At 67.6% G+C, this 25,665-nt stretch carries 16 protein-coding genes; 9 read left to right on the top strand and 7 right to left on the bottom strand.

Translation table 11 applies throughout. From position 1 onward, the window contains the following. Window positions 1–8 precede the first annotated feature (8 nt). The 3 genes from JNO53_RS04295 to JNO53_RS04285 form a co-directional block, all read right to left on the bottom strand. On the bottom strand, window positions 9–2,399 hold the full coding sequence (locus JNO53_RS04295) for a GH92 family glycosyl hydrolase (RefSeq protein ID WP_203108045.1): 2,391 nt from the start codon (window positions 2,397–2,399) through the stop codon (window positions 9–11). A 211-nt stretch (window positions 2,400–2,610) separates the two neighbouring features. Beyond that, complete coding sequence (locus JNO53_RS04290; RefSeq protein ID WP_203108043.1) at window positions 2,611–3,813, bottom strand: ROK family transcriptional regulator; 1,203 nt, start codon at window positions 3,811–3,813, stop codon at window positions 2,611–2,613. Between the two features lie 74 nt (window positions 3,814–3,887). Continuing rightward, window positions 3,888–5,243, bottom strand: a complete 1,356-nt coding sequence (locus JNO53_RS04285; RefSeq protein ID WP_443111157.1) for an MFS transporter — start codon at window positions 5,241–5,243, stop codon at window positions 3,888–3,890. Between the two features lie 242 nt (window positions 5,244–5,485). On the opposite strand from JNO53_RS04285, the gene JNO53_RS04280 reads away from it, so the two are divergent. The 7 genes from JNO53_RS04280 to JNO53_RS04250 all read left to right on the top strand — a co-directional run bounded on the left by JNO53_RS04280 (window position 5,486) and on the right by JNO53_RS04250 (window position 20,272). Beyond that, window positions 5,486–6,292, top strand: a complete 807-nt coding sequence (locus JNO53_RS04280) for a type I phosphomannose isomerase catalytic subunit (RefSeq protein ID WP_203108039.1) — start codon at window positions 5,486–5,488, stop codon at window positions 6,290–6,292. 434 nt (window positions 6,293–6,726) lie between these two features. Then, a complete protein-coding gene (locus tag JNO53_RS04275) occupies window positions 6,727–11,928 on the top strand; it encodes a BapA/Bap/LapF family large adhesin (RefSeq protein WP_203108037.1) in 5,202 nt (1,733 codons plus the stop codon). 188 nt (window positions 11,929–12,116) lie between these two features. Then, on the top strand, window positions 12,117–13,322 hold the full coding sequence (locus JNO53_RS04270) for a TolC family protein (RefSeq protein ID WP_203108035.1): 1,206 nt from the start codon (window positions 12,117–12,119) through the stop codon (window positions 13,320–13,322). Further along, complete coding sequence (locus tag JNO53_RS04265) at window positions 13,319–15,460, top strand: type I secretion system permease/ATPase (RefSeq protein ID WP_203108033.1); 2,142 nt, start codon at window positions 13,319–13,321, stop codon at window positions 15,458–15,460. The genes JNO53_RS04270 and JNO53_RS04265 overlap by 4 nt, the downstream gene beginning before the upstream one ends. Next, window positions 15,457–16,644: an HlyD family type I secretion periplasmic adaptor subunit gene (locus tag JNO53_RS04260; RefSeq protein ID WP_203108031.1), complete on the top strand. Its 1,188-nt coding sequence runs from the start codon at window positions 15,457–15,459 to the stop codon at window positions 16,642–16,644. The genes JNO53_RS04265 and JNO53_RS04260 overlap by 4 nt, the downstream gene beginning before the upstream one ends. Beyond that, window positions 16,641–19,727, top strand: a complete 3,087-nt coding sequence (locus tag JNO53_RS04255) for a Mur ligase family protein (RefSeq protein ID WP_203108029.1) — start codon at window positions 16,641–16,643, stop codon at window positions 19,725–19,727. The genes JNO53_RS04260 and JNO53_RS04255 overlap by 4 nt, the downstream gene beginning before the upstream one ends. 185 nt (window positions 19,728–19,912) lie before the next feature. After that, window positions 19,913–20,272 carry a MarR family winged helix-turn-helix transcriptional regulator gene (locus JNO53_RS04250; RefSeq protein ID WP_203108027.1) on the top strand — a complete coding sequence of 120 codons (360 nt, stop codon included), beginning with the start codon at window positions 19,913–19,915 and terminating at the stop codon, window positions 20,270–20,272. A 9-nt stretch (window positions 20,273–20,281) separates the two neighbouring features. Here JNO53_RS04250 and JNO53_RS04245 read toward each other — a convergent pair whose 3' ends face one another. Further along, entirely contained in the window at window positions 20,282–21,493 is a 1,212-nt protein-coding gene (locus JNO53_RS04245) for a M20 metallopeptidase family protein (protein ID WP_203108025.1), read from the bottom strand. An 82-nt stretch (window positions 21,494–21,575) separates the two neighbouring features. Between JNO53_RS04245 and JNO53_RS04240 the strand changes: the two genes are divergently transcribed. Next, window positions 21,576–22,568, top strand: a complete 993-nt coding sequence (locus JNO53_RS04240) for a diacylglycerol kinase family protein (protein ID WP_203108023.1) — start codon at window positions 21,576–21,578, stop codon at window positions 22,566–22,568. Beyond that, on the top strand, window positions 22,565–23,458 hold the full coding sequence (locus tag JNO53_RS04235) for a hypothetical protein (protein WP_203108020.1): 894 nt from the start codon (window positions 22,565–22,567) through the stop codon (window positions 23,456–23,458). Before JNO53_RS04240 ends, JNO53_RS04235 begins: the two co-directional genes overlap by 4 nt. Here JNO53_RS04235 and JNO53_RS04230 read toward each other — a convergent pair. The 3 genes from JNO53_RS04230 to JNO53_RS04220 all read right to left on the bottom strand — a co-directional run bounded on the left by JNO53_RS04230 (window position 23,455) and on the right by JNO53_RS04220 (window position 25,618). After that, window positions 23,455–23,811: a HesB/IscA family protein gene (locus tag JNO53_RS04230; protein WP_203108018.1), complete on the bottom strand. Its 357-nt coding sequence runs from the start codon at window positions 23,809–23,811 to the stop codon at window positions 23,455–23,457. The two genes, JNO53_RS04235 and JNO53_RS04230, sit on opposite strands and share 4 nt — an antisense overlap. A 161-nt stretch (window positions 23,812–23,972) precedes the next feature. Continuing rightward, complete coding sequence (locus tag JNO53_RS04225; protein ID WP_203108016.1) at window positions 23,973–24,479, bottom strand: SUF system Fe-S cluster assembly protein; 507 nt, start codon at window positions 24,477–24,479, stop codon at window positions 23,973–23,975. Further along, the gene (locus tag JNO53_RS04220; RefSeq protein ID WP_238401685.1) at window positions 24,476–25,618 is read right to left on the bottom strand and encodes an aminotransferase class V-fold PLP-dependent enzyme; all 1,143 of its coding nucleotides are present in this window, start codon (window positions 25,616–25,618) and stop codon (window positions 24,476–24,478) included. The genes JNO53_RS04225 and JNO53_RS04220 overlap by 4 nt, the downstream gene beginning before the upstream one ends. Between the last annotated feature and the right edge of the window lie 47 nt (window positions 25,619–25,665).

The raw sequence follows: 25,665 nt of genomic DNA, 5'->3' as shown, positions 1-25,665 counted from the left end.
CGTTCGCTTCACCGTGCCGGCTCCGACATGGAAGGCGGCGCTGCATTGGGAGCGCTGCCCCAGCTCGGATTGGGCTGCGGACCCATCGTCAGCACCAGCTTCGCGCCGTCCTTGACGTCGTCATGGCTGAACCACGGCTTGTTCCAGGGGCGGCCGTTCAGCGTCGCCGACTGGATGTAGATGTTCTCGGCCGAATTGTTCTCGGCGACGATCTCCAGCGCCTTGCCGTTGCCCATACTCAGGCTGACGGTGTCGAACACGGGGCTGCCGATGATGTAGTGCGGCGTGGAGGGATCGACCGGGTAGAAGCCCATCGCGCTCATCGCGTACCACGACGAGGTCGCGCCCTGGTCGTCCATGCCGGGATAGCCGTAGCCCGCGGCGTCGCTGCCGTAGAGCGTGCCGAGAATCTCGCGGACAAGCTTCTGGGTCTTCCAGGGCTGCCCGCTCCACGCGTAGAGATAGGGGGCGTGCTGGTCGGGCTGATTGCCCTGCACGTACTGGCCGAGCATGCCGGTGCAGTCGCGGCAGATGCCCTTCGGGTTGTAGGGCGTCTCGAAGAACTCATCGAGCTTCGCGTTGAACGCCTCGCGCCCGCCCAGCAGATCGATGAGCCCCTGCACGTCGTGCGGCACGAGCCACAGCGTCGACCAGCCGGACGCCTCCTTCATCATGAAGTTGTAGTAGGGCTCGCCCGGATCGAAGGGGGCAATCCAGTTGCCGTCCTCGGTCCGCCCGCGCATGAAGCCGATCGAGCTGTCGAAGACGTTCCGGTAGTTGCCCGCACGCTGCAGGAACATGCGGTAGTCGTCCGTCTTGCCGAGGCGCCTGGCCATCAGAGCAAGCGCGTGGTCGTCCCAGGCATATTCGAGCGTCTTGTCGGCGCCCGCCTTGCCGCCTGCGTAGGGCGGGCTGGGATTACCCTCGGGCACGATGTCGGAGATCCAGCCCTTGGTCAGATACTCGTCCATATAGCCGCGCGGCCCTTTCGGGTCGGTCGCGTTCTTGCGGAGGTATTCGTAGGCCGCCTCGTAGTCGAACGGGATGCCCCGCTCCATCGCGCCGAGGTAGAGGAACACCGCGTTGTCGCCGTGGAACGAGGTGTTCATGAACCCGCGCTCGCGCGCCATGTCGAGCTCGGAGCGCATGACGTCCTGCACCAGCTCGGGCTCCATCAGTTCGAGCAGCACGATCTGGTTGCGGCCGGTATCCCAGAACGGAACCGGGCTGTAGCGGTCGTAGGTCGCGGTCTTCACTTCCCCGTCGCGGGCGGTGAAGGTGTCGCCCTTCTCCGCGAGCAGGCGCGGACTGGCGAAGGACTGGAACAGCGTCGAGTAGAACAGCTTGCGCTGCTGGGGCGTGCCGCCGGTGACCTGCACGCGGTTCAGCAGCTCCGCCCATTCTGCGCGCGCGGAATCGTGGACGCGCTGGAAGTCCCAGCCGGGATTTTCCTCGCGCAGGCGCTGCTCGGCCTCGGCATAGCTATTGCCGTGCGCGATCTTCATCAGCACCTGCTCGCCCCGATCGGTAGCGAACGTAACGTAGGCGCCGGCATAGTTGCCCGAAATCTCGCGCCGGCCCGGCTCGACGTCCTTGGTGCCGATGCCCCAGCCCTTGTCTTCCAGGTTCGCGCGGAACGTGCCGAGTGCGGCGAAGGGCTTGGAAAATTCGGCGACGAAATAGGGCCCGTCGGCGCTGCTCCGCTTCTCGGCCGAGACGCCGCGCACGGTTCGGTCGTCCACGATTTCGACCTCGCCGCCTTCGCGCGGTAGATTGACGATCACGTTCGCCCGGTCGGTTTCGGGGAAGGTGAACCGCATCATGCTGGTCCACTGCGTCGCGGTCAGCTCCGCCTGGGTGCGGAAGGTGTCGAGATAGACCGAATAGTACCCCGGCGAGGCCTTCTCGCGCGCCTTGTCGTAGTACGAGGGGGTGTAGGCCGGCGGCACCGTCCAGTCGCCGACCACCGGCATGATGAACGGCTTGGCGTTGCCGCCGTACGTCGCGCCGCCGCCGCCGGTGAAGGCGATCATCGTCGGGTTCGGATAGTGGTAGGGCGCCGGAACGCCGTTGGGATAGGTGAGCTCGAGGTTGACGTTGACGGGAGATGCTTCGACCGAGCTGTGCGGCAGCCGCGCACCGGGCGAAGTCTGTCCGGAATAGAGCGGCTCGCCCGGCGGCGGCGCGTTACCGATCAGATCGCCATCGTCGAGCGGAGCTGTGCCGACCAGCGGATCGGCCAGCTCGACGGGCTGACTGTCGGATTGCGCGCTGTCGTGCGTCTGCGCAGCGATCGGCGCGACGACGAAGCCGGCGCTCGCCATGAGCAGCGCGACGGTCCGCGACCAGTTCCCGAGCTGCTGCGCGCGAATCGCAGGGCGTGCTTGATCGTTCCTCATTGGTGCTCCCTCTCCCAAGGGCTTGCGGCAAGCCCTCGCCCGGACGGATTTGCTCCGTTCCCGGCCTGTGCGAACGACTTTCGATTAATTAAATCATTTTGTCAAATAAAATGGTCGTGCCGAATTTGGACGCGGATTCGCACGACTTGGACTCGCCGGACTCGAGGGAGCGGCGCAACTTCTGGCGGGATGGGAAGGGCGCGTGCCGGAGCTAGACGCGCGCCGGCGCTTTCCAGAGGGCGTTCGGCTTGGGTAGCAAGAAGTGGCTGAACGGCAGGATCGCGGCACCGACTGCCGGGGCATCCTCGGCCAGCATCGCCCGCTTGATCGGTGCGATGACCGGCGCGTTGGTCGCGCGCTGCCGCAGCAGGGCGCTCAGGCGGTCGGCCAGGCGATCGACATAGGGGCCGGGCAGGCGCCCACCGATCAACACGGCGGCAGGATTGATCAGGCAGTTGATCGCGGTCAGCGGCTCGGTCAGCCGTTCGACGGCTTCCTCGATCCAGGCATCGACGATCGGCTCGATCCGGTCGTTCCGGCCTTGCGACTGCAGCATGTCGACGATGCTGAACCCGACCGCCTCCAGCGGCCGGGACAGGCCGGAAAGTGACACGAAGTTCTGGATCTGGCTGCGCCCGCCGCGGCCATCGTCGCTCATCAGGAACCCCATCTCCCCGCTGCGCCCGTTGGCGCCGCGGAAGTAGGCCCCGTCGACCACCAGGCCGCCGCCGAGCGCGGACGATATCAGGATGTAGAAGAAGCTGGAGAAGCCCTGGCCGAGGCCGAGCTGAAGTTCGCCCATTGCCGCCGCCGCCGCGTCGTTCTCGACGAACACTGGAAGATTGAGCGGTTCGGCGAACAGGCTCGCCACGTCCATGTTCTCCCACTCGGCATAGGCGGCAGGGCGCCCCGGGAGATCGACGAGGCCGAGATCGTCGGGCCGGGCGATGCCCACACCCACGAGCTGCGACACGTCGACTTTCGCCTGCTTGAGCAGCTTGTCGACCGAGCGGACGTAGAAGGACCTGACCTCCTCGGGCAGCGCGAACTCCACTTCGCGGGAAACGCGCGCGATCGTCTGACCGAGGAAGTTCACCACCACGATAGTCACGTGGTCGCGGTCGATGTTGACGCCCAGCGCGTAGCAGGCGTTGGGGTTGACGATCAGCTTGGCCGGCGGCTGTCCGCGTCCGCCGCGTAGACGCCCCGCTTCTTCGATCAGTCCTTCGGCGAGGAGGCGTTTGGTGATGTTCGCGATTGTCGCATGTGTGAGGCCTGTAATGTTCGCCAGGTCGACCCGGGTGAGCGGCCCGTTGACGCGGATCGCGTGAAGCGTGACGCGCTGGTTATGGTCGGCCGCGCGCTCGAGATTGGTGCCGGAAAGGCCGATGCGGGGACGCGGAGCCTCGGTCATCACCGGCCTCCGCGAGCGCGCAAGCACTTGTAAATGCAGTTAAATATCACGCACCAACCTCTTCTCGGGCTGCGTCAATGAGGCACGGCCGCGGCCGGCGCCCGCGAGGACGACTTCGCCCGCACGGCCGCGACCGCGAAAATGCAGATCAGCCCATAACACACCATCGGGACGCTGAAGGAGAAGGAATACCCCGCCAGCTGCGAGACGCTGCCCGTCAGGACCGGAATGAAAGCGCCGCCGACGATAGCGGTGCACAGCAGCCCCGAAGTCGCCGCCTGGCTCGCGCTGGAGCGCTCGAGCGTCAGCGTGAAGATCGTCGGGAACATGATCGAGTTGAACAGCCCGATGCCGAGCGCCACGAAGCCTGCCTGCACCCCGCCGACCAGCGCGACGTAGGCGCAGGCCGCCGCGGCAACGGTCGAGAAGATCGCGAGCAGCCACCCGGCGTTGAAGCGGGCGAGGAGGGCGGAGCCGACCAGCCGGCCGACCATCGCGCCGCCCCAGTAGAGCGAGACCGCACGCCCGGCTTCCTGCAGCGATACGCCGGGCGTGCCGTCGAGCTGCATGAAACGGGCGAGGGCCCCGATCTCGGCCGGGGCGTCCGACCGCCCCCACACGTCCGGCGAGTTCAGGAACATCGCCATCTGCGTCCCGATCGCGACTTCCGCCCCGACGTAGAGGAAGATCGCAATGGCGCCGAAGATCGCCCACGGCGACTTCATCGTCTCGCGAAGCGTGGCGCCGACGCTCGTGGACACGTCCGCGGCAGCGGCGGGCACGGCACGGTCGACCCGCCGGCGCTGCAGGAAGAAGAACAGGAACAGCGCCGCGATCATCCCCGCGATCCAGAAGAACGCCGAATCGATTCCCGCGAGCGCGTTACGCCGCGCCGCCTCGGTCACCGCGGCGCCGCCTTCGACATGGACGCCTTCGAGGAATAGCGTCGCCCCCAGATAGGGCCCGATGAAAGTGCCAACGCTGTTGAAGCTCTGGCTGAGCGTCAGCCGGAAGTGGCTGTACCTGGGATTGCCTAGCGCCGCCGCCAGCGGATTGGCGGCGACCTGCAGGATCGTGATCCCGCTTGCGACGACGAACAGCCCGAGCAGCACGATCGCGTAGCTGCCGGCATTGGTGGCGACGAGCATCACCAGGCACCCGGCAAGCATCGTCGCCAGCGCAATCAGGATCGATGCGCCCGCCTGCCGCCGATGGAGCAGCACGGCCGCCGGAAGCGAGACGAGCCCGTAGGCGATGAAGAAGGCCGAGGCCGACAACTGCGCTTCGACGTCGGTGAGCGTGAAGACGCCCTTCACCGCCGCGACTAGCGGATCGATCAACGAGGTGATGAACCCCCAGGCGAAGAACAGGGTCGTGACCGCGAGGAAGGCCCCCAGGGTCGATCGCTGTGATGACGTCAAAGGGCGCACTCCTCGTCGCTTTTTGGCCGGCCGCGCGAGACCAGCGCATTCTTGTTTCCCCTGCGGAGCCGATCCCGACGTAACCCGCCCGGCCCGCAGAGACCAGCGTTTACCCGGTCTGCGGCCGTTGCACAGCAAAATATCCCAAATCATTTGGATTATTCGACCCGTGCCGCTAGGCCGGCCTGCCCGTAAGATCATTATCGTAGCCGGTGCGACTCGCAGCCGATCGCAGTCTGGGAGGAATTGAGATGAAGCTCGTTGCGCGCCACGTCGAAAAGCCATGGGGCCGCACCACGTTGCCGATTCCGATCGACGGTCACGACACCGGCGCGCGGATCGGCGAGATCTGGTTCACCCGGGACGATGCGGAGCCGATGCCGCTGCTGGTCAAGCTGCTCTTCACCAGCGAGCGTCTCTCGATCCAGGTCCACCCCGACGACGAGCAGGCGCGGGACCGCGGACTCGCCACCGGCAAGACCGAATGCTGGTACGTCACCGCCGCGGAGCCCGGCGCCGTGCTGGGGATCGGCACGCGCGAGGCGCTGGACGGCGAACAGCTGCGCGCGCTGGCGCTCGACGGCGGCATCGAGGCGATGATGGACTGGAAGCCGGTCCAGCCGGGCGACTTCTTCCTCATCCCCGCAGGCACGGTCCACGCGATCGGAGCGGGCGTATCGCTGGTCGAAGTGCAGCAGAACTCCGACGTCACCTACCGGCTCTACGACTATGGCCGGCCCCGCGAGCTTCATCTGGACGACGGCGTGGCCGTGTCCCGGGCCGAGCCTTATACCGACGACCTCTTCCTGCGGACCGGCGACAGCCGGCCTGATTGCCAGGTCCTCGCGACGAGCGGCCACTTCGCTGTCGCCAAGGGCACCGATGCGGCTGCCATCATGGCGCTTCTGAACGGAGGCCCTGTGTGGATGGTGCCGATCGAAGGGGAGATAACCTGCGGCGCCGATCGCGCACGGCCCGGCGAGTGCCTTCTGGTCGAGGGGGACGAGCCGGTCTTCGCCCCCGGAACCCTCGTCCTGGCCGCTAGCCAGCCGAGGTAAACCACCACCGCCCGCGCGGCAATTCTTTCGCCGCCGACAGCGGAGTGAGCGAGCGATGCAGGCAGCCACCTAACCGGCTGACCCCGAAAAACCCCGACTCGGCGCATGGGTCGGGTTTCGATTCCCGCCGGAACGCCGCGTCCAAGCCGGCAGGCGATGATCTTTCGTGCCCAGTAGGACAGCGGCTCATCGACAGTGCGCCACACTTCACCGCACGAAAAATCCACGACACACAGAGTGTAAGAAAGTAACTATTCCGGAAACGGAACGACCTCGGCGTCGCCAGTTGCCTATATAATCCCCAACAGATAGATCGTAATTATAAGAAATGGCTATAGTTGCGCGTAAGACGTTAGTTTTACGCGGCTAACCGCTCGTTTCATTTAAATGACTATTTTTAGTCTGCCTCCAGTGGGGAAACAGGGGAGTTGAACATGGCCGCGGAAGTTTACGACAAGGCTACGGGCGTGAGCCGCACGGTTTCACTCGACGCAATCGACCTCACCGGCCCGAGCATCGTCAAGCTGCAGCTTGAACGCGCCGACATCGCCAGCCTAGAGCGCGAGGGCGACGACCTCCTGATCCGCCTCAAGTCCGGCGAAGTCATCCGCATCGCGAATTTCTACGCGCTGACCGACGATTACAGCGAAGTCGTGCTCGAAGAGGCCGACGGCTCCATGTGGGTCGCCCGGCCCGGAGACGGCGTGCAGTTCTACGAACTCGGTGAAGTGGGCGATCTGTTCACCCAGGTCGCCGCGGAATCGGCCGGCGCATCGGGCGCCGGCGCCGGAATGATCCTGCCGCTGGTCGGCCTGCTTGGAGCCGCTGGAATCGCAGCAGCTGCCGGAGGAGGCGGTGGCAGCGACGGCCCTGATGATACGGATGCGGACGCGGATGCCGACGCTGACGCCGATGCGGACGCCGACGCGGATGCCGACGCTGATGCGGACGCCGATGCAGACGCGGATGCAGACGCCGACGCCGACGCGGATGCTGATGCTGATGCTGATGCCGATGCGGACGCAGATGCTGATGCGGATGCAGATGCCGACGCTGACGCTGATGCGGATGCGGATGCAGACGCCGACGCCGACGCGGATGCTGATGCAGACGCAGACGCGGATGCAGACGCCGACGCCGACGCCGACGCCGACGCGGATGCTGATGCCGATGCGGACGCAGACGCGGATGCCGACGCTGATGCGGATGCAGACGCCGATGCGGACGCGGATGCAGACGCTGACGCCGATGCAGACGCCGATGCAGACGCGGATGCCGACGCGGATGCAGACGCGGATGCAGATGCCGACGCTGACGCTGATGCGGATGCAGATGCCGACGCCGACGCGGATGCCGACGCTGATGCGGATGCAGACGCGGACGCTGATGCGGATGCGGATGCAGACGCCGATGCAGACGCCGATGCGGACGCGGATGCCGACGCTGACGCCGATGCAGACGCGGATGCAGATGCCGACGCTGACGCTGACGCTGACGCTGACGCAGATGCGGATGCAGACGCTGACGCGGATGCAGACGCGGACGCCGACGCGGATGCCGACGCTGATGCGGATGCAGACGCTGATGCGGATGCGGATGCAGACGCCGACGCCGACGCCGACGCGGATGCTGATGCTGATGCCGATGCGGACGCCGACGCGGATGCCGACGCTGACGCCATCGATGATACGGCCAGCGTAGAGTTCCCGCTGACCGTCGAGACGACGACCGACAGCGAGAGCACGACCTACGCCTTGGCGGTCGGAACCTTCAGCGAGACCTACGACTTCACGGTCGCCGCCGGCGCGGAGACCGATACCGTGTTCACACTGACCGCGGACAGCCTCGCGACCGTGCTTTCCGACATCGAGTTCACTCTACAGGTGGAGCAGCCCGACGGCTCGTTCGCGGATGTCGCCAGCACGTCGGGCGGCGGCCTGCTCGACCTGCTCACGCTAGACGTCCTTGCCGACAACCAGGTCCAGGTCACGGCCGACGATCTTCCCCCCGGGAACTATCGCGTGGTCTACGAGGGGGGCGGCCTGCTCTCGCTGGGCATCACACTCACCCTCGACGCCGAGTTCCAAACCACTACGGTCGACGGCGATCCGGTGAGCGGCAACGTGCTCGCGAACGACGTGGACGCGGGCGAGGCGGTGCTGGAGATCGATACCGGCGACGGTACCTTCGCTGCCGTGACCGACGGTCTCGTCGTCGCCGGCGAATACGGCACGCTCGTCATCAATGCGGACGGAAGCTACACCTACACGCCGAACGACGAGGCTGTGGGTGTGGGCGAGGCGGAGGTGTTCACCTACCGTCTGGTGAATCCCGACGGAAGCAGCGATACGGCTACGCTGACGATCGGCCTGGTCGAAGCCGACACCACGCCGCCTGTTGCGCCGACCGCGGACGTGGATGATGCGACCGGCACCACCGTCACCGGTACGGGTGAGGTCGGGGCGACGATCACCGTCTACGCTCCCGACGGCACGACCGAGCTGGGGACCGGAACGGTCGGAACCGACGGCAACTACAGCGTAACGATCCCGGCGCAGATCAATGGCGAGGACCTGCTGGTCACCGCCACCGACGAGGCCGGCAACGAGTCCGCGCCAACCACTGCCGAGGCACCTGATCTTACGCCGCCCGCCGCGCCGACCGCGGACGTGGACGATGCGACCGGCACCACCGTGACAGGTACGGGCGAGGTCGGCGCGACGATCACCGTCTATGCCCCTGACGGCACGACCGAGCTGGGGACCGGAACGGTCGGAACCGACGGCAACTACAGCGTGACGATCCCGGCGCAGGTCAACGGTGAGGACCTGCTGGTCACCGCCACCGATGAAGCCGGCAACGAGTCAGCACCCGCCACTGCCGGAGCACCGGACAACACGCCGCCCGCAGCTCCGACCGCGGACGTGGACGATGCGACCGGCACCACCGTGACCGGCACGGGCGAGGTCGGAGCGACGATCACCGTCTATGCCCCTGACGGCACGACCGAGCTGGGGACCGGAACGGTCGGAACCGACGGCAACTACAGCGTGACGATCCCGGCGCAGGTCGGCGGAGAGGACCTGCTGGTCACCGCCACCGACGAAGCCGGCAACGAGTCCGCGCCGGCCACTGCCGGGGCACCGGACCTCACGCCGCCGGCGGCGCTCGGTGTGGCTATCGAAACCGACACCGGTGTCGACGGCGACGGCGTCACCAGCGACGGCACGGTCGGGATCAGCGGTGTCGAGACGGGCGCGGCCTGGGAATACTCGATCGACGGCGGCACGAGCTGGACGGCCGGCGCCGGCACGAGCTTCGAGCTTCCGGTCGGCGAATATGCCGCCGGTGAGGTGCAGGTCCGCCAGACCGACGCGGCCGGCAACACCGGACCCAGCGCCCAGCTCGGTGCCGTGACGGTCGCCGCTCTCCTGGCGGTGAACGACACGGCCACCGCGGACCTGGGAACCAGGGACTCGGTCACCCAGGCCCCCGTGAGCGATGAGAACCTGCAGGTCCTCGGCCTGCTCGACGATGGCAACGATACCAACAGCATCGCGGTCTCGATCGCCGAAGGATCGTCGGGCGAGATCGCGATCGAGGTCAGCCAGACGGCGCTGCTCGCGGTGGCGGACGCCTTCAACGTCGAGATCTACGACGCGGCGGGCGAGCTGGTCCGGGTCCTGACCACCGGCAACGATCCGCTGCTCGGCGACGTGGCCGGACTGGGCGTGCTCGGGGTCACCGGCGACAACCGGCTGGTCGCCAATGTGACCGGGCTCGAGCCGGGCGACTACACGATCGTGGTCCGCAAGGGCGAGAGCACCTTGGGCAGCCTGCTCGACACCGACGGCAACGGCCTGTCGCTCGAGGAACTGGGCGAAGGTGGCGTGGTCCTTGGGACGGAGAACGAGGCCCTCGTTCTGGATGCGGTCGAGACGGCGCTGAACGGCGAGATCCTGCCCGGGATCGGACTTCCGCTGGGAACGGTCGTGCGGAACCTGCTGGAGCCGGTGCTCCAGACCACCACCGACCTCGGTGCGGGTGAGCTGGTGGAAGTCCTGACCGACGGCCTCAACGCTCTGGGTCTGGGCGCATCCCTCGATGCGGTCCTCGGCGCGGTCACGGAGGCGCTGCTCAGCAACACGCTGACGGTCATCCAGGACACCTCCGTCACGGCAACCGTTACCGAGCACAGCTTCTCGGGTGCCGGCACGCCGGTCACCGGGAATGTCATCGATCCCGACGGCGCCGCAGGCGGAGAAGCGGGCGAAGACAGCGCGGTTCCCGGCACGACCGTCACGCAGGTCGAGAACGGTACCGGCGAGGTCCAGACGCTCACCGGCGGCAGTGCGACGATCGAGGGGGCCTACGGCACGCTCGTCATCAATGCCGACGGCTCCTACAGCTACACGGCCAATGGCGACCCTGCATCGCTCGGGCTGTCCGACGTGTTCACCTACACCATCTCGGACGGCACCAGTTCGGTCGAAGCGACCCTCACGGTCGAGGTCGCCGGCGAACGGGTAGCCGACGATACCGCGCAAGCCGGGATCGAATACGAGTACGAGGTGACCACGGGCGATCCGATGCCCGATGCGGTGGACTACGCGTGGACCGCCGTGCTGCTGGGTGCGCCCATCGGCGCGACCGGCGACCTCGTCAGCGACAGCTTCCTCGTCGCTGCCGACACCACGCAGGACCTGTCGCTCACCGTCAATGCCGGCAGTCTCATCGGCGTGGGCGGCGGCGTCACGGTCTTCGTCGAGATGCTCGACACGGCGACCAACACCTGGTCCACCTACGCGAGCTACAGCGGCGACCAACTGCTGAGCCTGCTGGGCAGCGGCGGTACCGGCGACATCCTCGTTCCCGACGTTCCGGCGGGCGAGTACCGGATCCGTGCCGACGTCAACTTCGGCGCGGTCGCGGTGGCCGGCGGCGTCAACATCGACGTGAGCTCGACGGTCACCCATCTGGACAGCTTCCTCGTCGGCCAGACTTTCCCGGCCGAAGGCGATCTGTTCGCGAACGACTTCCTCGGCGACGTGGACCCGCCGCTGTCGATCTCGGCCGATGGGGTGACCTTCACCGAAGTGGCCAGCGGCACTCCGGTGACCATCCAGGGCACCTACGGATCGCTGGAGGTCAACGCCGACGGCACTTACACCTACACGCCCAACACGACGGCGCATCTGACCGAACCGGGGGTCGATACCTTCGCCTATCAGGTCACGCTTCCGTCGGGCGAGGTGGAAGAGGGCACGCTCGAAGTAACCGTCGAGCCTTCGGGCGCCGGCGTGCCCGAAGCGGGGGCGGCCGCCTTCATGAGCATGTTCGCGGCCGACGCCATCCCGCTGGATCTGGCGGGCGCCGATGGCAGCGAGAACCTCGCGGCAACCGGCGAGACCGGCTTCCCCGAGTTTGACCTGCTCGAAGGGCAGGGCACGCTCGAGGAAGTGCTCAACCGCTATCTCTCCGAAAGCGGCGAGGATGCGCCGATGCCCTCGGCCACCGAGCCGGCGGAAGAGATCGCGCTCGTGCAGGCGGTCTCGGATCCCATGCAGGATCCGCTCGGCTACCTCGGCGCCGATCCACGGGACGAGCTCGACGGCAGTAACCTTTCGGTTGTCTAACTGCCTGTATTCTCACGGGGCCCGCGCCGAATCGGTGCGGGCCCTTGTTGGCGCAGTACGAGTGAGAATGTGTGACGTGTGATCGGGTGAAGCGGGGGAATGGGTGGCTTGTTGCAGTCGGATGGGCCTGCGGACTCTGTCTACCGTCGTACCTGGCGGCTTCACCTCCTGACAGTCCGGCGCCCCTCATGATCGACCGTGTCGCGCGCGAGGCGGTCGCCTGGCACCCCTCCGTGGTCGAAGCGGAGGCGCGGCTCGATTCGCGGGCCGAGGAGATCGACGTCGCCGAAGCCGGCTATCTGCCGCAGATCAACGCGGGTGTCGGCACGGGTTACGACAATATCGGCCAGAGCCGCTGGCGCCCTCGCGCCAACGTCTCGGTCTCGCAGATGCTCTACGACTTCGGGAAAGTGCGCAGCTCGGTCGACACGGCCGAGGCCGGCGTCGCGATCGGCGAAGCGCAGCTCCTGCTCGCGGTAGATGGGCTGATCCGGGACACCAGCTACTCCGTCATCGAGCTCCAGCGCACCGAAGCGCTACGGCAGATCGCTCTCGACCAGCTCGAAAGCGTGCGCGGCATCAGCGATCTCGTGCAGCACCGCTTCAATGAAGGCGCGGCGACGAAGGCCGATGTGCTGCAGGCCGACGCACGCGTGCAGGCGGCCCACGCGACGATCGAGGAGATCGAGGCCGAACACTTGCGCTGGCAGACGACCCTCGCCCACCTGCTCGGCCGCGGGGAGGCGCCCGCGGTGTCGTCCGAGCTGCCCGAAGGCTTCATGCAGTCCTGCGCGCAAGGGGAGCCGGACTGGGAAACGATTCCGGCGATCCGCGAGGTTCGGGCCGAGCGCGACCAGGCGCTTGCCGACCTGGAGCGCAGCCGGGCCGAAAGCATGCCCACCGTTTCGCTCGGCGCGGGCGGCGCGACCGACATCCACGATCCCTTCGGGGGCCGTGAAGAGTACAATTTCGGGATCAACGTCTCGACCTCGCTCTACAACGGCGGGGCGAACCGCGCGCGCATCCGCGGCGCTTCCCACGCGCTGGGCGCCGCCGACGCGGCGGAAGCGCGCATCCGCAACGACGTGAGCCGCACGCTGAGCGAGGCGCAGCGCCAGGTGGCAAGCTTCGGCCGCGTGCTCGACACGCTCGCCTTCCGCGAGGCGAGCATGCGCGAGACCGGCAAGCTCTACCGCCTGCAATACCTGGAGATGGGCACCAAGACGCTGGTCGACCTGCTCAACGCGGAGCAGGAACTGCATCAGGTCCGCTTCGACAGGGCGAACACACAGCACGACCTGCGCCGCCTGCAGGTCGACTGCCTGGTCAATTCCGGAACCGCGCGCGAGGCCTTCGGGCTCGCCGGAACCACGGTCGGCGGGACCGTCCTGTGACGGTCAGGGCCGCCCCCGATGCGGATTTCCGCCCGCAGGCCTGGATCGAGGCCTTTCATCTCGTCGCCCGCCAATACGGCCTGCCGGTGTCGACCGAGACGGCCCGGCTGTCCGATCGCTGGCTGCACGCCAGGGGCGACGAGGAGCGCATCCGCGTGCTCGCACGGCATGCGGGATTGCAGGTCCACTTCGCCGACCCGGCCTCGCTGTCGCTGACGAGCTGGCGCCTGCCGATCATCGTTCGGATGCATGGCGGCGATCTCGCCGTGATCACCGCCGTCGGAGCTTCCGGGGAGGTCAGCCTGGCTGTCGCAGGCGAAGCCGGCCTGCAGCAGCGCATGGAGCTGGCCGAGCTCGTCGAGGCCAGCGAGAGCTTCGTCGTCCCGCGCCCCGCCGGCGCCATCCCGGACGCGCGGGTCGATACCTACATTCGGCCTTACGGGGAGCACTGGCTGCGGCGCATCCTGCTGAAGGACCGCCGCTCCTACGCCAGCGTCATCGTCGCCTCGCTGGTGACGAACACGCTCGCGCTGGCCGGCGTGCTGTTCTCGATGCAGGTCTACGACCGCGTCGTGCCGGCGGAATCGTTTCCGACGCTCTACGTCCTGTTCATCGGCGTGCTGCTGGCGATCGGCTTCAGCTTCCTGCTGACCAAGCTGCGCACCAATATCATCGACGTGCTGGGGCGGCGGGCGGATCTACGCATCTCCGACCGCGTGTTCGGCCATGCCTTGCGGGTGCGGAACAGCGACCGCCCCGCCTCCACCGGCACGTTCATCGCCCAGCTCCGCGATCTCGAACAGGTGCGCGAACTGCTGACATCGACGACCGTGGCCGCGATCGCCGACATTCCATTCTTCATCCTGTTCCTGGCGGCGTTCTGGTTCATTGCCGGGCCGCTCGCGCTGGTCCCGCTCGGCGCGATGGTGCTGCTGCTCGTGCCCGGCTGGCTCGCCCAGCGGAAGCTGCGCGCCTACGCGACCGAGGCGATGCGCGAATCCTCCCTGCGCAACGCGATGCTGGTGGAGGCAGTCCAGCGGATCGAGGACGTGAAGACGCTCCAGGCCGAAGATCCGCTGCAGCAGCGATGGAACCATTTCAACGCCGTGGCGGGCGAAGCGCAGCTCAAGCTCCGTGGCCTCACCAACGGGCTGACCGCCTGGGCGCAGAACGTGCAGAACGGCGTCTATGCCACGATCGTGTTCTGCGGCGCGCCGCTGGTGATCGCTGGCGACATGACCACGGGCGCGCTCGTCGGCGCGTCGATCCTGGGCTCGCGCATGATGGCCCCGATCTCGCAGGTGACGCAGGTTCTGAACCGGCTGCAGCAGGCGAAAGTCGGTATTCAGGGCGTCGATCAGATCATGGCGCTGCCGGTCGACAATCCCGAGCACGGGCAGCGGCTCCACATTCCGGCGATACGGGGCACTTTCAGCCTCCGTTCGGCCGTCTTCACTTACGGAGACGCCAATGCGCCGCCCGCGCTGGCCGTGCCGGAACTGGACATCGCCGCGGGCGAGAAGATCGCGCTGCTCGGCCGCAACGGGGCCGGCAAGTCGACTCTGCTGCAGGCGCTTTCCGGGCTGCTGCCGCCGAACGCGGGCGAAGTGCTGGTCGACGATCTCGCACTGCAGCAGATCGATCCGGCCGACGTACGGCGTGACATCGGTCTGCTCAGCCAGAACAGCCGCCTGTTTCACGGGACCTTGCGTGACAATCTGACGATGGGCGCGCCGAACGCGTCCGACCTGCAGATCGCAGCGATGCTGGAGATGGTCGGCGCCGACGAATTCGTGCGCCGGACGCAGTCGGGGCTGGACTACATGATCCTGGAAGGGGGCCTGGGCCTTTCTGGCGGACAGACGCAGGCCCTGCTTCTCGCGCGGCTGCTGCTGCGCGAACCCTCGGTCGTCCTGCTCGATGAGCCCACCGCGGCGATGGACGAGGCGACCGAGCGGCATTTCATCGAGCGCTTCGCGGACTGGAGCAAGGGCCGCACCGTGATTATCGCCACGCACCGCATGCGGGTGCTGGAGCTGGTCGAGCGGATCGTCGTGATCCACAACGGCGCGATCAAGCTGGACCAGCCCAAGCATGCCGCGCTCGCGACGATGCAAGGGAAGGGCAAGGCCGCATGACCGCGCAGGCCGCAAGCGAGGACTGGCTGTTCGGGGAGGAGACCGATCCCCGCCTGAAGCTCTCCAGCCGTCTCGTCTGGACGCTCGGCGCACTGTTTGCCGCCGCCGTCCTCTGGGCGTGGTTCGCCACGCTCGACGAAGTGGCGACCGGCAGCGGGCGGGTCGTACCGACGATGCGCGAGCAGGTCATCGAATCGCTCGAAGGCGGGATCGTCGCCAAGCTGTACGTCAAGCAGGACGATCTGGTCGAGGCCGGGCAGATCCTGGCGCAGCTCGATCCGACGCAGGCGAGCTCGACGTTCGAGGAAAGCGCTGCGAAGTACCGGGCGGCTTTGGCGGCGTCGGCCCGCCTACAGGCGGAAGTCAATCAGACGGCGCTCGCATTTCCAGGCGAGCTGGACGAGTTTCCGGACCTCGTCCGCACGGAAACCCGCCTCTACGAGACGCGGCGTCGCAGCCTGAACGAGTCGGTCCGGCTCATCGACCAGTCGATCGCGCTGATCCGCCGCGAAGTCGCGATCGGCGAATCGCTGATCGAGGTCGGCGCAGCGAGCAATGTCGAGGTGATCCGGCTGCGGCGCCAGCTCTCCGAGCTCGAGCTGAAGAAGGCGGACCTGCGCTCGCAATATCTGGTCGAGGCGCGCCAGCAGCTCTCCGAAGCGAACGAGCAGGTCGAGGCGCTTGCCCCGGTTATGCGCGGGCGTTCCGACACCCTGAGTCGGCTGACGCTCCGCTCCCCGGTCAAGGGGATCGTCAAGAGCATGGAGGTCTCGACCGTGGGCGGCGTGATCCCGCCCAACGGGCGGCTGATGGAGATCATTCCGCTGGAGGACCAGCTCATGATCGAGGCGCGTATGTCGCCGCGCGACATTGCGTTCATCCACCCAGGGCAGAGGGCGACGGTGAAAGTCACCGCCTACGACTATTCGATCTACGGCGGCCTCGAAGGCGAAGTCGCGACGATCTCGCCCGACACGATCCAGGACGAGGTGAACCCGGAAGTCTATTACTACCGGGTCTTCATCCGCACGACGTCCAACGCGCTGGTCAACGATGCCGGCGAGAGCTTCCCGATCGTGCCCGGGATGATCACCACCGTCGACGTCCACACCGGACAGAAGACGGTGCTGCAATATCTGATGAAGCCGATCAACCGGGCGCAGGAGGCGCTGCGCGAACGGTGACGGACCGGCTGCAAACCCGCCTCGATCGCCTCCGCCCCTGTCTGGTGCAGGTCCCATCCGTGCAGGTCGAAGGGCAGGCGCGCACGATCCTGTTCTTTTCCTTCACCGACGGAACCCGGCGAGCGGCGACCGTGACCGCGAGCGGGGACACCGCCGAAGAGGCCTGGCGGGCCGGTATCGAGCGGATCGCGGCAAGCGGGGCTGCGGTTCGCTGGCTGCGGCTCGACTGGGTCGATGCGGTGGAGCGCCGGACCTGGAGCGAGCTCAAGGCCGCGCTACGCACCATCAAGCGCAATTACTTCCGCCTCGGTATCGCGCTCGATCCCGGCTTCGAGCACGCGTTCCTCGAGACCGAAATCAACGCCAACGCGATGCTCTACGGCGGAAACCGGGATGCGGCGGCCGTGCTCAACGAGAAGAACTTCCGCATCTATGCCGAAAAGCGCCACGGGCTGACGGAGCTTGCGTTCGGTGACGACGATCCGGTCTGGCTGTTCACGACCAGAGGCGCGTTCGTCGGCGACGATCTGCAGGTCCACGAGCTTTCGGGCGCGGGTCTCGATGCCGGGCGGCGCACGGCGCGCGCTCTGCGGCCGGAGGATGGCGAGCAGCTCGTCGATGCGGGCAGCGCCTATCTCGCCACGCAGGTTCTCCGCGACGGGCGCTTTCACTACGGCTGGCACCCGTGCTTCGATCGCCCGATCCGGGCCTACAACGCGCTGCGCCATGCGAGCACGGTCTACGCCATGCTCGAAGCGTGGGAGGTCACGCACGACGACGGCCTGGAACAGGCGATTGGGCGGGCCCTGAGCTATCTGACCGGCGAGCTCATTCGGACTGCGCCGCTGCCGTCCGGGGAGGAAGCGGCGTTCCTCGTCGACGTCGGGAGCGAGATCAAGCTAGGCGGGAACGCGGTGGCGATCCTCGCGCTGCTCAAGCACCATGCGCTGACGGGAACCGCCGGAAGCCTCGCGCTTGCCGAGCGGCTGGGCGCGGGAATCCTGCACATGCAGAACCCGGCCGCCGGATCGTTCTCCCACGTGCTCGCCTATCCCTCGCTGAACGAGAAAGAGCGCTTCCGGATCATCTACTACGATGGCGAGGCGGCCTTCGCGCTCATGCGGCTCTACGAGGCCACGGGCGCGGAACGCTGGCTGTCTGCAGTGGAGCGAGCGTTCGCATACTTCATCGACCAGGAACACTGGAAGGCGCACGACCACTGGCTCAGCTACGCCGTCAACGAGCTGACCCGCTACCGGCCCGAGGAACGCTACTTCCGCTTCGGGCTCGACAACTTCCGCAGCCATCTCGGCTTCGTCCTCGAGCGGATCACGACGTTCCCGACGCTGCTGGAACTGATGACCGCGGCCGAGAGCATGGTCGCCCGGCTGCGCGCCGATCCCGAGCGGCAGCACCTGCTCGACGGTATCGACCTGGCGCGCTTCTACCGGGCGCTCGACTTCCGCGCGCATTACCTGCTCAACGGCCATTTCTGGCCCGAGCTGGCGATGTTCTTCGCCCGGCCGGAAAAGATCGCGGGCAGCTTCTTCATCCGCCACCACGCCTTCCGCATCCGGATCGACGATGTGGAGCACTACCTTTCGGGCCTCGCCGCCTATCGCCGCTACCTGCTGGCGCGCGACGGGAAAGACGGCGCCGTCCATCGCCCTCCCGCGGAGAAAGGGCGGCGTCACTGGACGGCGCCGGATGTCGAGAAGGCCACGGGCGGAAAATGGCTGAAGCGCCCGCCCGAAAACTGGTCGACCGGCGGGCTGTGCGTCTTCCTGCCGACGTTCAGGGAAGGCGACATGGTCACGCTTCGCCCGCCGGAGGGGGCGCAGCGCGGCGTTCCGGAGAGACAGGTTCCTGCTCTCGAAAGCCGCGCCGCGGCGTTCATCGGCAGCGATGCGGCGCAACTCGGCCATACTGCTGCCCCCTCGCTCCTGGTGGATGATGTCGGCACGGCCATTCTGGATCTCGGTGCGTACGCGCGCCAGCGGATGCGCGGGAAGGTGGTCGGCGTCACCGGCAGTGCCGGGAAGACGAGCACGGTCGCGATGCTGGCGCATGCCATGGAAGGCTACGGCGCGGTCGGGACGACGCGCCACAACGCCAACCTGCCGCACGGGATCGCCTGGAACCTCGCGTCGATCCCCTGGGATGTGCCGCATGTCGCGCTGGAGCTGGCGATCGGGCGGATGGCGCAGAATTCTCGGCTGACCCGGCCGGACGTGGCGATCTTCACCAACATCCTGCCAGCGCACCTCGAATACCACCGCGATCTCGCGACGATCGCCCGGCGAAAGAGCGCGATCTTCGAAGGCATGCGCCCCGGCGGCGTGGCGGTTCTCAACCGGGAGATGGCCGAATGGGCCCGGGTCCACATGGCCGCCCGAAGCCGCGGCCTGCGCGCGATCAACTATGGCCGAACGCCGGAATGCGAGGTCAGGCTGATCGGCTACGACCCGTCGTCCCGCATCGCAGAGGCACGCATCGGCCGTCGCAACGTCGCCTTTGCGCTGAGCGCGGCGGGGGAACACATGGCGCTGAACGCACTGGCGGTTCTCGCGGCGCTGTGGGCGCTCGGCCGCGATCTCGAACCGGCGCTGTCGCGGCTGGCGACCTTCGCCCCGCTGGAGGGCCGCGGCCGGGAATTCGAAGCCGAGATCGAGGGGCGGCGAGTGCTCGTCCTCGACGAGGCCTACAACGCCAATCCCGGCTCAATGGAAGCCGCACTGGCACTGCTCGGCACCAAGACCGGCGCGGCACGCCGCATCGCCGTGCTGGGCGAAATGGCCGAACTGGGCCCCGATGCCGGCTTGTATCACACGCGGCTCGCCGCCGCCGTGGCACGGCAGCCCATCGACCGGGTCTATGCACTCGGTCCGCTGTATGACGAATTCTGGTTGGAGCTCCCTGAAGAAATCCGCGCGAGTCGCCCCTCGGATCTTCAAAGCTTAAGAAGTTCTTTACTAGATGATCTGAAAAATGGGGACGCAGTTCTTTTCAAAGGTTCACATAGCACTGCTATGCACAAGTTGGTTTCCGATATAGCATCGGCAAAAGAAGGATCGATCACTTAGAAGTCGAATTGTTAAATACTGTTTCGGGGCATTTGACACAAATCATCATGAAAAGTTCGAAGAGCAGGATCATCCCCCTTCATGCCGGCCCGACACCCACCTCGCGGCGGACGGTCGAATCCCTTGCGCAGGCAGGTCAGGGCCGGACGATTTTCGAACGAGAGCTCGTCGATTGCGCCCGTCACATGATCCGTCTCCGCAAGGAAGTGGACAAGCACATTCCGCCCGGCCTGGTGAAGGACTACGCCTGGGACATACTGCTCGAGCTGTTCGTCAACGGCGAGGAGGGCGGCATCGTCTACGTCAAGCAGCTCATGCTGGTCTCCGGTACGACGGCGACCTCGGCGATGCGGCTGATCGACCGGCTGGAAGACGAAGCGCTGATCGAACGGCTTCCCGATCCGCTCGATCATCGGCGCGTCATCGTGAGCCTGTCCGAGCGCGGACGAACCGCGATGGTCACTCTACTTCGAAAAGTTCTGGAACAGCCGAACGAAAGCGATGCCCCGGCACAGCCCAAGCCGTACGTTCCTCGCGGCCGGTAGCCGTCTGGCTCAGGCGAACCCGCGTTCCAAGAAGCGCAGGGCACAGCCGGCGAGCATCGCGGTCCCGCGCGGCAGCGCGCTCTCGTCGACGATCATGCGCGGTGAGTGGATGCCGCAGCACTGGCGCCAGTCCTCCCCTTCGGGCGCGACGCCGAGGAAGAACATGGCGCCCGGCACTTTCTCCAGCACGTAGGCGAAGTCCTCCGCACCCATGATCGGCGCCGGCAGTTCGCGCCACGAGCTCTCGCCCAGCGCTCCGTGAACGAGCTCGCGGCCGAGCGCGACTGCACGTTCGTCGCAGACGGTAACGGGGAAGCCCTCGGTCACGGTCAACTCGGCCTCCACCCCGTGCGCCTGGGCCACGCCGCGCACGACCGCTTCCATCGCCTCGCGCACGGCCGCGCGATGGCGGGGCGACAGCGTGCGGATGGTGCCCCGCAGACTCGCGTGGTCGGGGATGACGTTGTGCGCGGTGCCGGCCTGGAGCTGGGTCACGGTGACGACCACCGCGTCGGCGGCGTTGAAGCGGCGCGTAACCATCGCCTGCAGCGCGCCGACGATCTCGCAGGCGGCAGGCACGGGATCGCGCGCGTCGTGCGGCATCGAGGCATGGCCGCCCTGGCCGGTCACCACGACGTCGAACTGGTCCGCCGCGGCCATCAGCGGCCCCGCGCGGCCGGCGAGCACCCCGTGCGGCGCGTTGGGCATGATATGGAGCGCGAAGGCCGCCTCGGGCAGCGGACCGTGCGCATTGCCGCCCAGCAGCCCGTCCTCCAGCATGAAGCGCGCGCCGTGGAAGCCTTCCTCGCCCGGCTGGAACATGAACAGCACTTCGCCGGCCAGCTCGCCCTGCCGGGCCGCGAGCAACTCGGCCGCGCCGGCGAGCATCGCGGTGTGCGTGTCGTGTCCGCAGGCGTGCATCCGCCCGTCGATGGCGGAAGCGAAGTCGAGCCCGGTCTCCTCGCGCATCGGCAGGGCGTCCATGTCGCCGCGCAGCAGCACCCGCCGCCCGGCCTGCGCACCCTTCAGCACCGCGACCTGCCCTGTCGTAGACGAACCCTCGCGCCATTCGAGCGGCAGATGGGCAAGCGCGGCGCGCACTTTCGCCATCGTCATCGGAGTGTGCAGCCCGAGCTCGGGCTCGGCATGGATCGCGCGGCGCAGGGTGACGATGCGGTCGGACAGCGCGCGGGCGGAGTCGAGCAGGTCGGGATGGAGCATGGGCCGAGGATACAGGAGCGGATCGGCCCGACGAAGCGAAAATGTCTAGGTCCGCGCCCCACTATCCGGCTAAGGCGCCCCCATGACTCCCGTCGACGCAAAACTGCCCGCGCCCGACGTGCGCATTGCCGCGGCCGGGCCGTCGGTCGGCGTGATCTACAACCCGCGCAGCCATCGCAACAAGGGGCAGGACCTGAACCTCGGGGTGAAGGCCAACATCTTCGTCGCCCAGCCGCCGGACACCGCCCGCCTGAAGGATGAGCTGGCCCGCTTCGCCGCACGCGGGATCGATTACCTCGTGATCAACGGCGGTGACGGCACGGTGCGCGACGTGCTTACCGCCGGACTGGACGTGTTCGGGGAGAACTGGCCGGACGTGGCCGTTCTGCCCAAGGGCAAGACGAATGCCCTCAACGTCGACCTCGGCGCGCCGCCCCGGTGGACGATCGGGGCCGCGATCGCCGCCTTCGCCGCCGGGCGCCGCGTGGCCCGCCGGCCGGTCCGCGTCGATGCGCTCGACCGCGCCGCACCGCCGATGCTCGGCTTCATCTTCGGCGCCGGTGCCTACACACTCGGCATCCGCGCGGGGCAGGACGCGCACCGGTTGGGGGCGTTCGACAGCCTCGCTGTGGGCGTGACCGCAGGCTGGGGCATTCTCCAGGCCCTGCTCGGCAGCGACAACAACCGCTGGCGCCGCGGCGTCCCGATGGAGCTGACAATCGGTCCTGAAGGCCGCGCGCTGCCGCATGTTCCGGCCGGCGACCCGGCACGGCGCCATTTCGTGCTCGCCTCCACGCTCGAGCGGTTTCCCGCCGGTCTCAACCCGTTCGGCGAGCCGCGCGAAGGGCTCAAGCTCGCAGTCCTCGACCACCCCGCGCGCGCGCTCCTGCTGCAGATGCCGGCGATCATCCGCGGGCACGGATCGGAGCGGCTGCGCGAGCAGGGCTTCCACCGCGTCGCAGCCGATCCGATCGAGATCGCGGTGGGCGACGAGATCATCCTCGACGGCGAGGCCTTCCCCGCCGGACGCTACCGGCTGACGAGCGGCCCCGAGCTGCGCTTCGTCGTCCCGTGATCGAAGCGCTGGAGCAGCGGATCGGGGAAGGGCTCGAGGCGGCAGTTCACCCCGCGGTCGCTGCTTTCGCCGCCCGCTTGGCGGAGGAGGCCGACGCTGCGGCGGCCCTGTTCTACGGATCGAACCTGCGTACGGGCGAGCTCGAGGGCGTGCTCGACTTCTATCTCCTGCTACCCGGCAGCCAGGCGGAGCGCATCTGGCCGCGCGTGAGCTATCACGAATGGGAGCACGAAGGGCATGTGCTGCGCGCGAAAGTCGCGCGGATGGCCTTCGCGACGTTCGTTCGGGCGGCCGAGGGTGAGAGCCGGGATACGACGATCTGGGCCCGCTTCGTGCAGCCGAGCGCGCTGGTCTGGCTGGCGACCGAGGAATGGCGCCCGCGCGTCGTTTCCGCAATCGCCGGCGCGGCGCAGACCGCGGCACGGCTTGCTGCGGCGCTCGGCCCGGAGAGCGGCACCGCGGGGGATTACTGGCGCGCGCTGTTCCGCGCGACCTATCAGGCCGAGTTCCGGGTCGAGAAGCCTGGGCGGGAGGATTCGATCCTCTCGGTCAACGCCGCCCATTTCGAGGGCCTGCTGCCACTCGCCTGGGAGGCGCAGGGCATCCCCTTCGCGCGCGACGGGGAGCGGCTCGCCCCGCGCCTCTCGACCACCGCGCGGCGGCGCATCCTGAGCTGGTGGGCGCGCCGGCGGCGTTTCGGCAAGCCTCTCAATCTCGCGCGGCTGGTCAAGGCGAGCACGACCTTCGACGGGGCCGCGCGCTACGCGGCATGGAAGATCGAACGGCACACGGGCGTTCCCGTGGCGATCACCCCCTGGCGCGAACGACACCCGGTGCTCGCCGCGCCCGGTGTGCTCTTCCGGGTCTGGCGCGCCCGCCGGCGAGGTTAAACCATGAAGCTCTCGCCGCAGCCGCACGCGCCCTTGGCGTTGGGGTTTTCGAACACGAAGCCGGCGGTGAAATCGTCCTCGCGCCAGTCCATCACGCTGCCGACGAGGTAGAGCACGCTCGCGCCGTCGATGTAGAACGTGCCGCCCGGCGTTTCGATCTTCTCGTCGAACGCCTGTTCCTCGGTCACGTAGTCGACCGAATAGGCGAGGCCCGAGCAGCCCCGGCGCGGGGTCGAGAGCTTGACGCCGATCGCGCCTTCGGGCGCCTTGGCCATCAGTTCGGCAACACGCTGCTCGGCGGCCGGCGTCAGCGCGACGGCGGCGGGGCGTTGGCGGGTTTTGGTCTCGGTCATCGTCTTCTCCTAACCCCCTCCTTTTTAGAGGAGGGGAGCGAGACTTGGTTTTGGCGCCAGCCAAAACCAAGTCGCAGCGGGATGGTGCGGGCGCTCCCCCCGGCTCAGGGCCGGGGTCGCCACCACCCCCTGACCCCCTCCTCTGAAGAGGAGGGGGAAAATCACAGCATGCCCAGTTCGAGGCGCGCCTCGTCGGTCATCTTGTCCGGACCCCACGGCGGGTCCCACACCAGGTTCACCTCCGCATCGCGCACGCCGGGCACCGAGGCCGCGCGCAGTTCCACTTCGCCCGGCATCGATTCGGCGACCGGGCAATGCGGCGTGGTCAGCGTCATCGTGATCGTCACGCCGCCCTCGTCGTCGACGTCGACGCCGTAGATCAGGCCGAGATCGTAGATATTGACCGGAATCTCGGGGTCGTAGATTTCCTTCAGCGCGGCGATCACCGCCTCGTAGAGCTCACCGCCCGGCGCGCCGGCGGACACACCCTCCGGCTTCTTCTGCAGAAAGCCTTCGAGATAGTCGCGCTTGCGCTCCAGCTTCGCGCCCATCGTTTCCTCGGGATCGACCGCGTCCGACACACGCGCGCGCGGCGGTTTCGCGAATCCCTCGTTCGGCGCGGGCGCGGCCACGTATTCCTTCTTCTTCTTCTCGCTCGCTTCGGTCATCCGAAGATCCTCCTGGTGCGATCGATCCCGCGCAGCAGCGCCTCGACATCGCTTTCGTCCGAATAGAGCCCGAAGCTCGCCCGCGCGGTGGCGGGGACGCCGAGATGGGCCATCAACGGCTGCGCGCAGTGGTGTCCGGCGCGGATCGCCACATGTTCCTCGTCCAATATGGTGCCGAGATCGTGCGGGTGAACCCCGCGCATCGCGAAACTGACGATTCCGGCGCTGTCGGCAGGGCCGAACAGCGTCACGTCGTTCATACCGTAAAGCGCCTCGCGCAGATGCCCGACCAGCGCGCACTCGTGCGCATGGATGCGCTCGATCCCGACGCTGTCGACATAGTCGCAGGCTGCGGCGAAGCCGATCGCCTCGACGATCGCGGGCGTGCCGGCTTCGAACCGCTGCGGCGGGGGCGCGTAAGTCGTGCGCTCGAAAGTCACCTTCTCGATCATCGAGCCGCCGCCCTGCCACGGTGGCATGGCATCGAGCAGCTCGGCGCGGCCCCAGAGCGCGCCGACGCCGGTCGGGCCGTAGAGCTTGTGCGCGCTGAAAGCGTAGAAGTCGCAGCCGATCTCGGCCACGTCGACCGGAAGGCGCGGAACGGCCTGGCACCCGTCGAGCAGCAGCTTCGCGCCCACCGCGTGCGCCAGCTCCGCCGCGCGCTTCGCGTCCAGCACCGAGCCGAGCACGTTCGAGATATGCGCGAAGGCGACCATCGTGTGGTCCTTCGTCAGCATGCGCTCGGCCGCGTCGAGATCTATCCTGCCGTCCTCGGTCAGCGGGCAGACGTCGACCTGCCAGCCCGCGAGTTGCCAGGGAACGATGTTCGAGTGATGCTCCAGCGTGGACAGCAGCACGCGGCCCTTATGCGGGTAGCTGTAGGCGACGAGGTTGATCGCCTCGGTCGCGCCGCGAGTGAAGACCAGTTCCTCCTCGCGCCCGCCGATAAAGCCCGCGACGCGCCGCCGCGCCGCTTCGTAGCCGAGCGTCATCTCGGCCGAGCGCGTGTAAACCCCGCGATGGACCGTGGCGTAGTCGGCTCCGATCGCGCGGGAGACGGCGTCGATCACCTGATTGGGCTTCTGCGCCGTGGCGGCCGTGTCGAGATAGTGCCACGGCTTGCCCTCTGCGGTCACCAGGCCGGGGAAGTCGCTGCGAACATCGCGAGCCCCGGCGAAGGCCGGGG

The organism is Altererythrobacter sp. C41 (assembly GCF_016803135.1).
GTDB lineage: Bacteria > Pseudomonadota > Alphaproteobacteria > Sphingomonadales > Sphingomonadaceae > Pelagerythrobacter.
The sequence above is the reverse complement of the archived record's forward strand: the minus strand, read 5'-3'. Positions and strand labels throughout refer to the sequence as shown.

Coding starts and splice junctions, on each gene's coding strand:
- JNO53_RS04240 (WP_203108023.1), top strand. CDS start 21,576: ATGACTCCCGTCGACGCAAAACTGCCCGCGCCCGACGTGCGCATTGCC.
- JNO53_RS04290 (WP_203108043.1), bottom strand. CDS start 3,813: ATGACCGAGGCTCCGCGTCCCCGCATCGGCCTTTCCGGCACCAATCTC.
- JNO53_RS04280 (WP_203108039.1), top strand. CDS start 5,486: ATGAAGCTCGTTGCGCGCCACGTCGAAAAGCCATGGGGCCGCACCACG.
- JNO53_RS04270 (WP_203108035.1), top strand. CDS start 12,117: ATGATCGACCGTGTCGCGCGCGAGGCGGTCGCCTGGCACCCCTCCGTG.
- JNO53_RS04225 (WP_203108016.1), bottom strand. CDS start 24,479: ATGACCGAAGCGAGCGAGAAGAAGAAGAAGGAATACGTGGCCGCGCCC.
- JNO53_RS04260 (WP_203108031.1), top strand. CDS start 15,457: ATGACCGCGCAGGCCGCAAGCGAGGACTGGCTGTTCGGGGAGGAGACC.
- JNO53_RS04245 (WP_203108025.1), bottom strand. CDS start 21,493: ATGCTCCATCCCGACCTGCTCGACTCCGCCCGCGCGCTGTCCGACCGC.
- JNO53_RS04250 (WP_203108027.1), top strand. CDS start 19,913: ATGATCCGTCTCCGCAAGGAAGTGGACAAGCACATTCCGCCCGGCCTG.
- JNO53_RS04275 (WP_203108037.1), top strand. CDS start 6,727: ATGGCCGCGGAAGTTTACGACAAGGCTACGGGCGTGAGCCGCACGGTT.
- JNO53_RS04230 (WP_203108018.1), bottom strand. CDS start 23,811: ATGACCGAGACCAAAACCCGCCAACGCCCCGCCGCCGTCGCGCTGACG.
- JNO53_RS04295 (WP_203108045.1), bottom strand. CDS start 2,399: ATGAGGAACGATCAAGCACGCCCTGCGATTCGCGCGCAGCAGCTCGGG.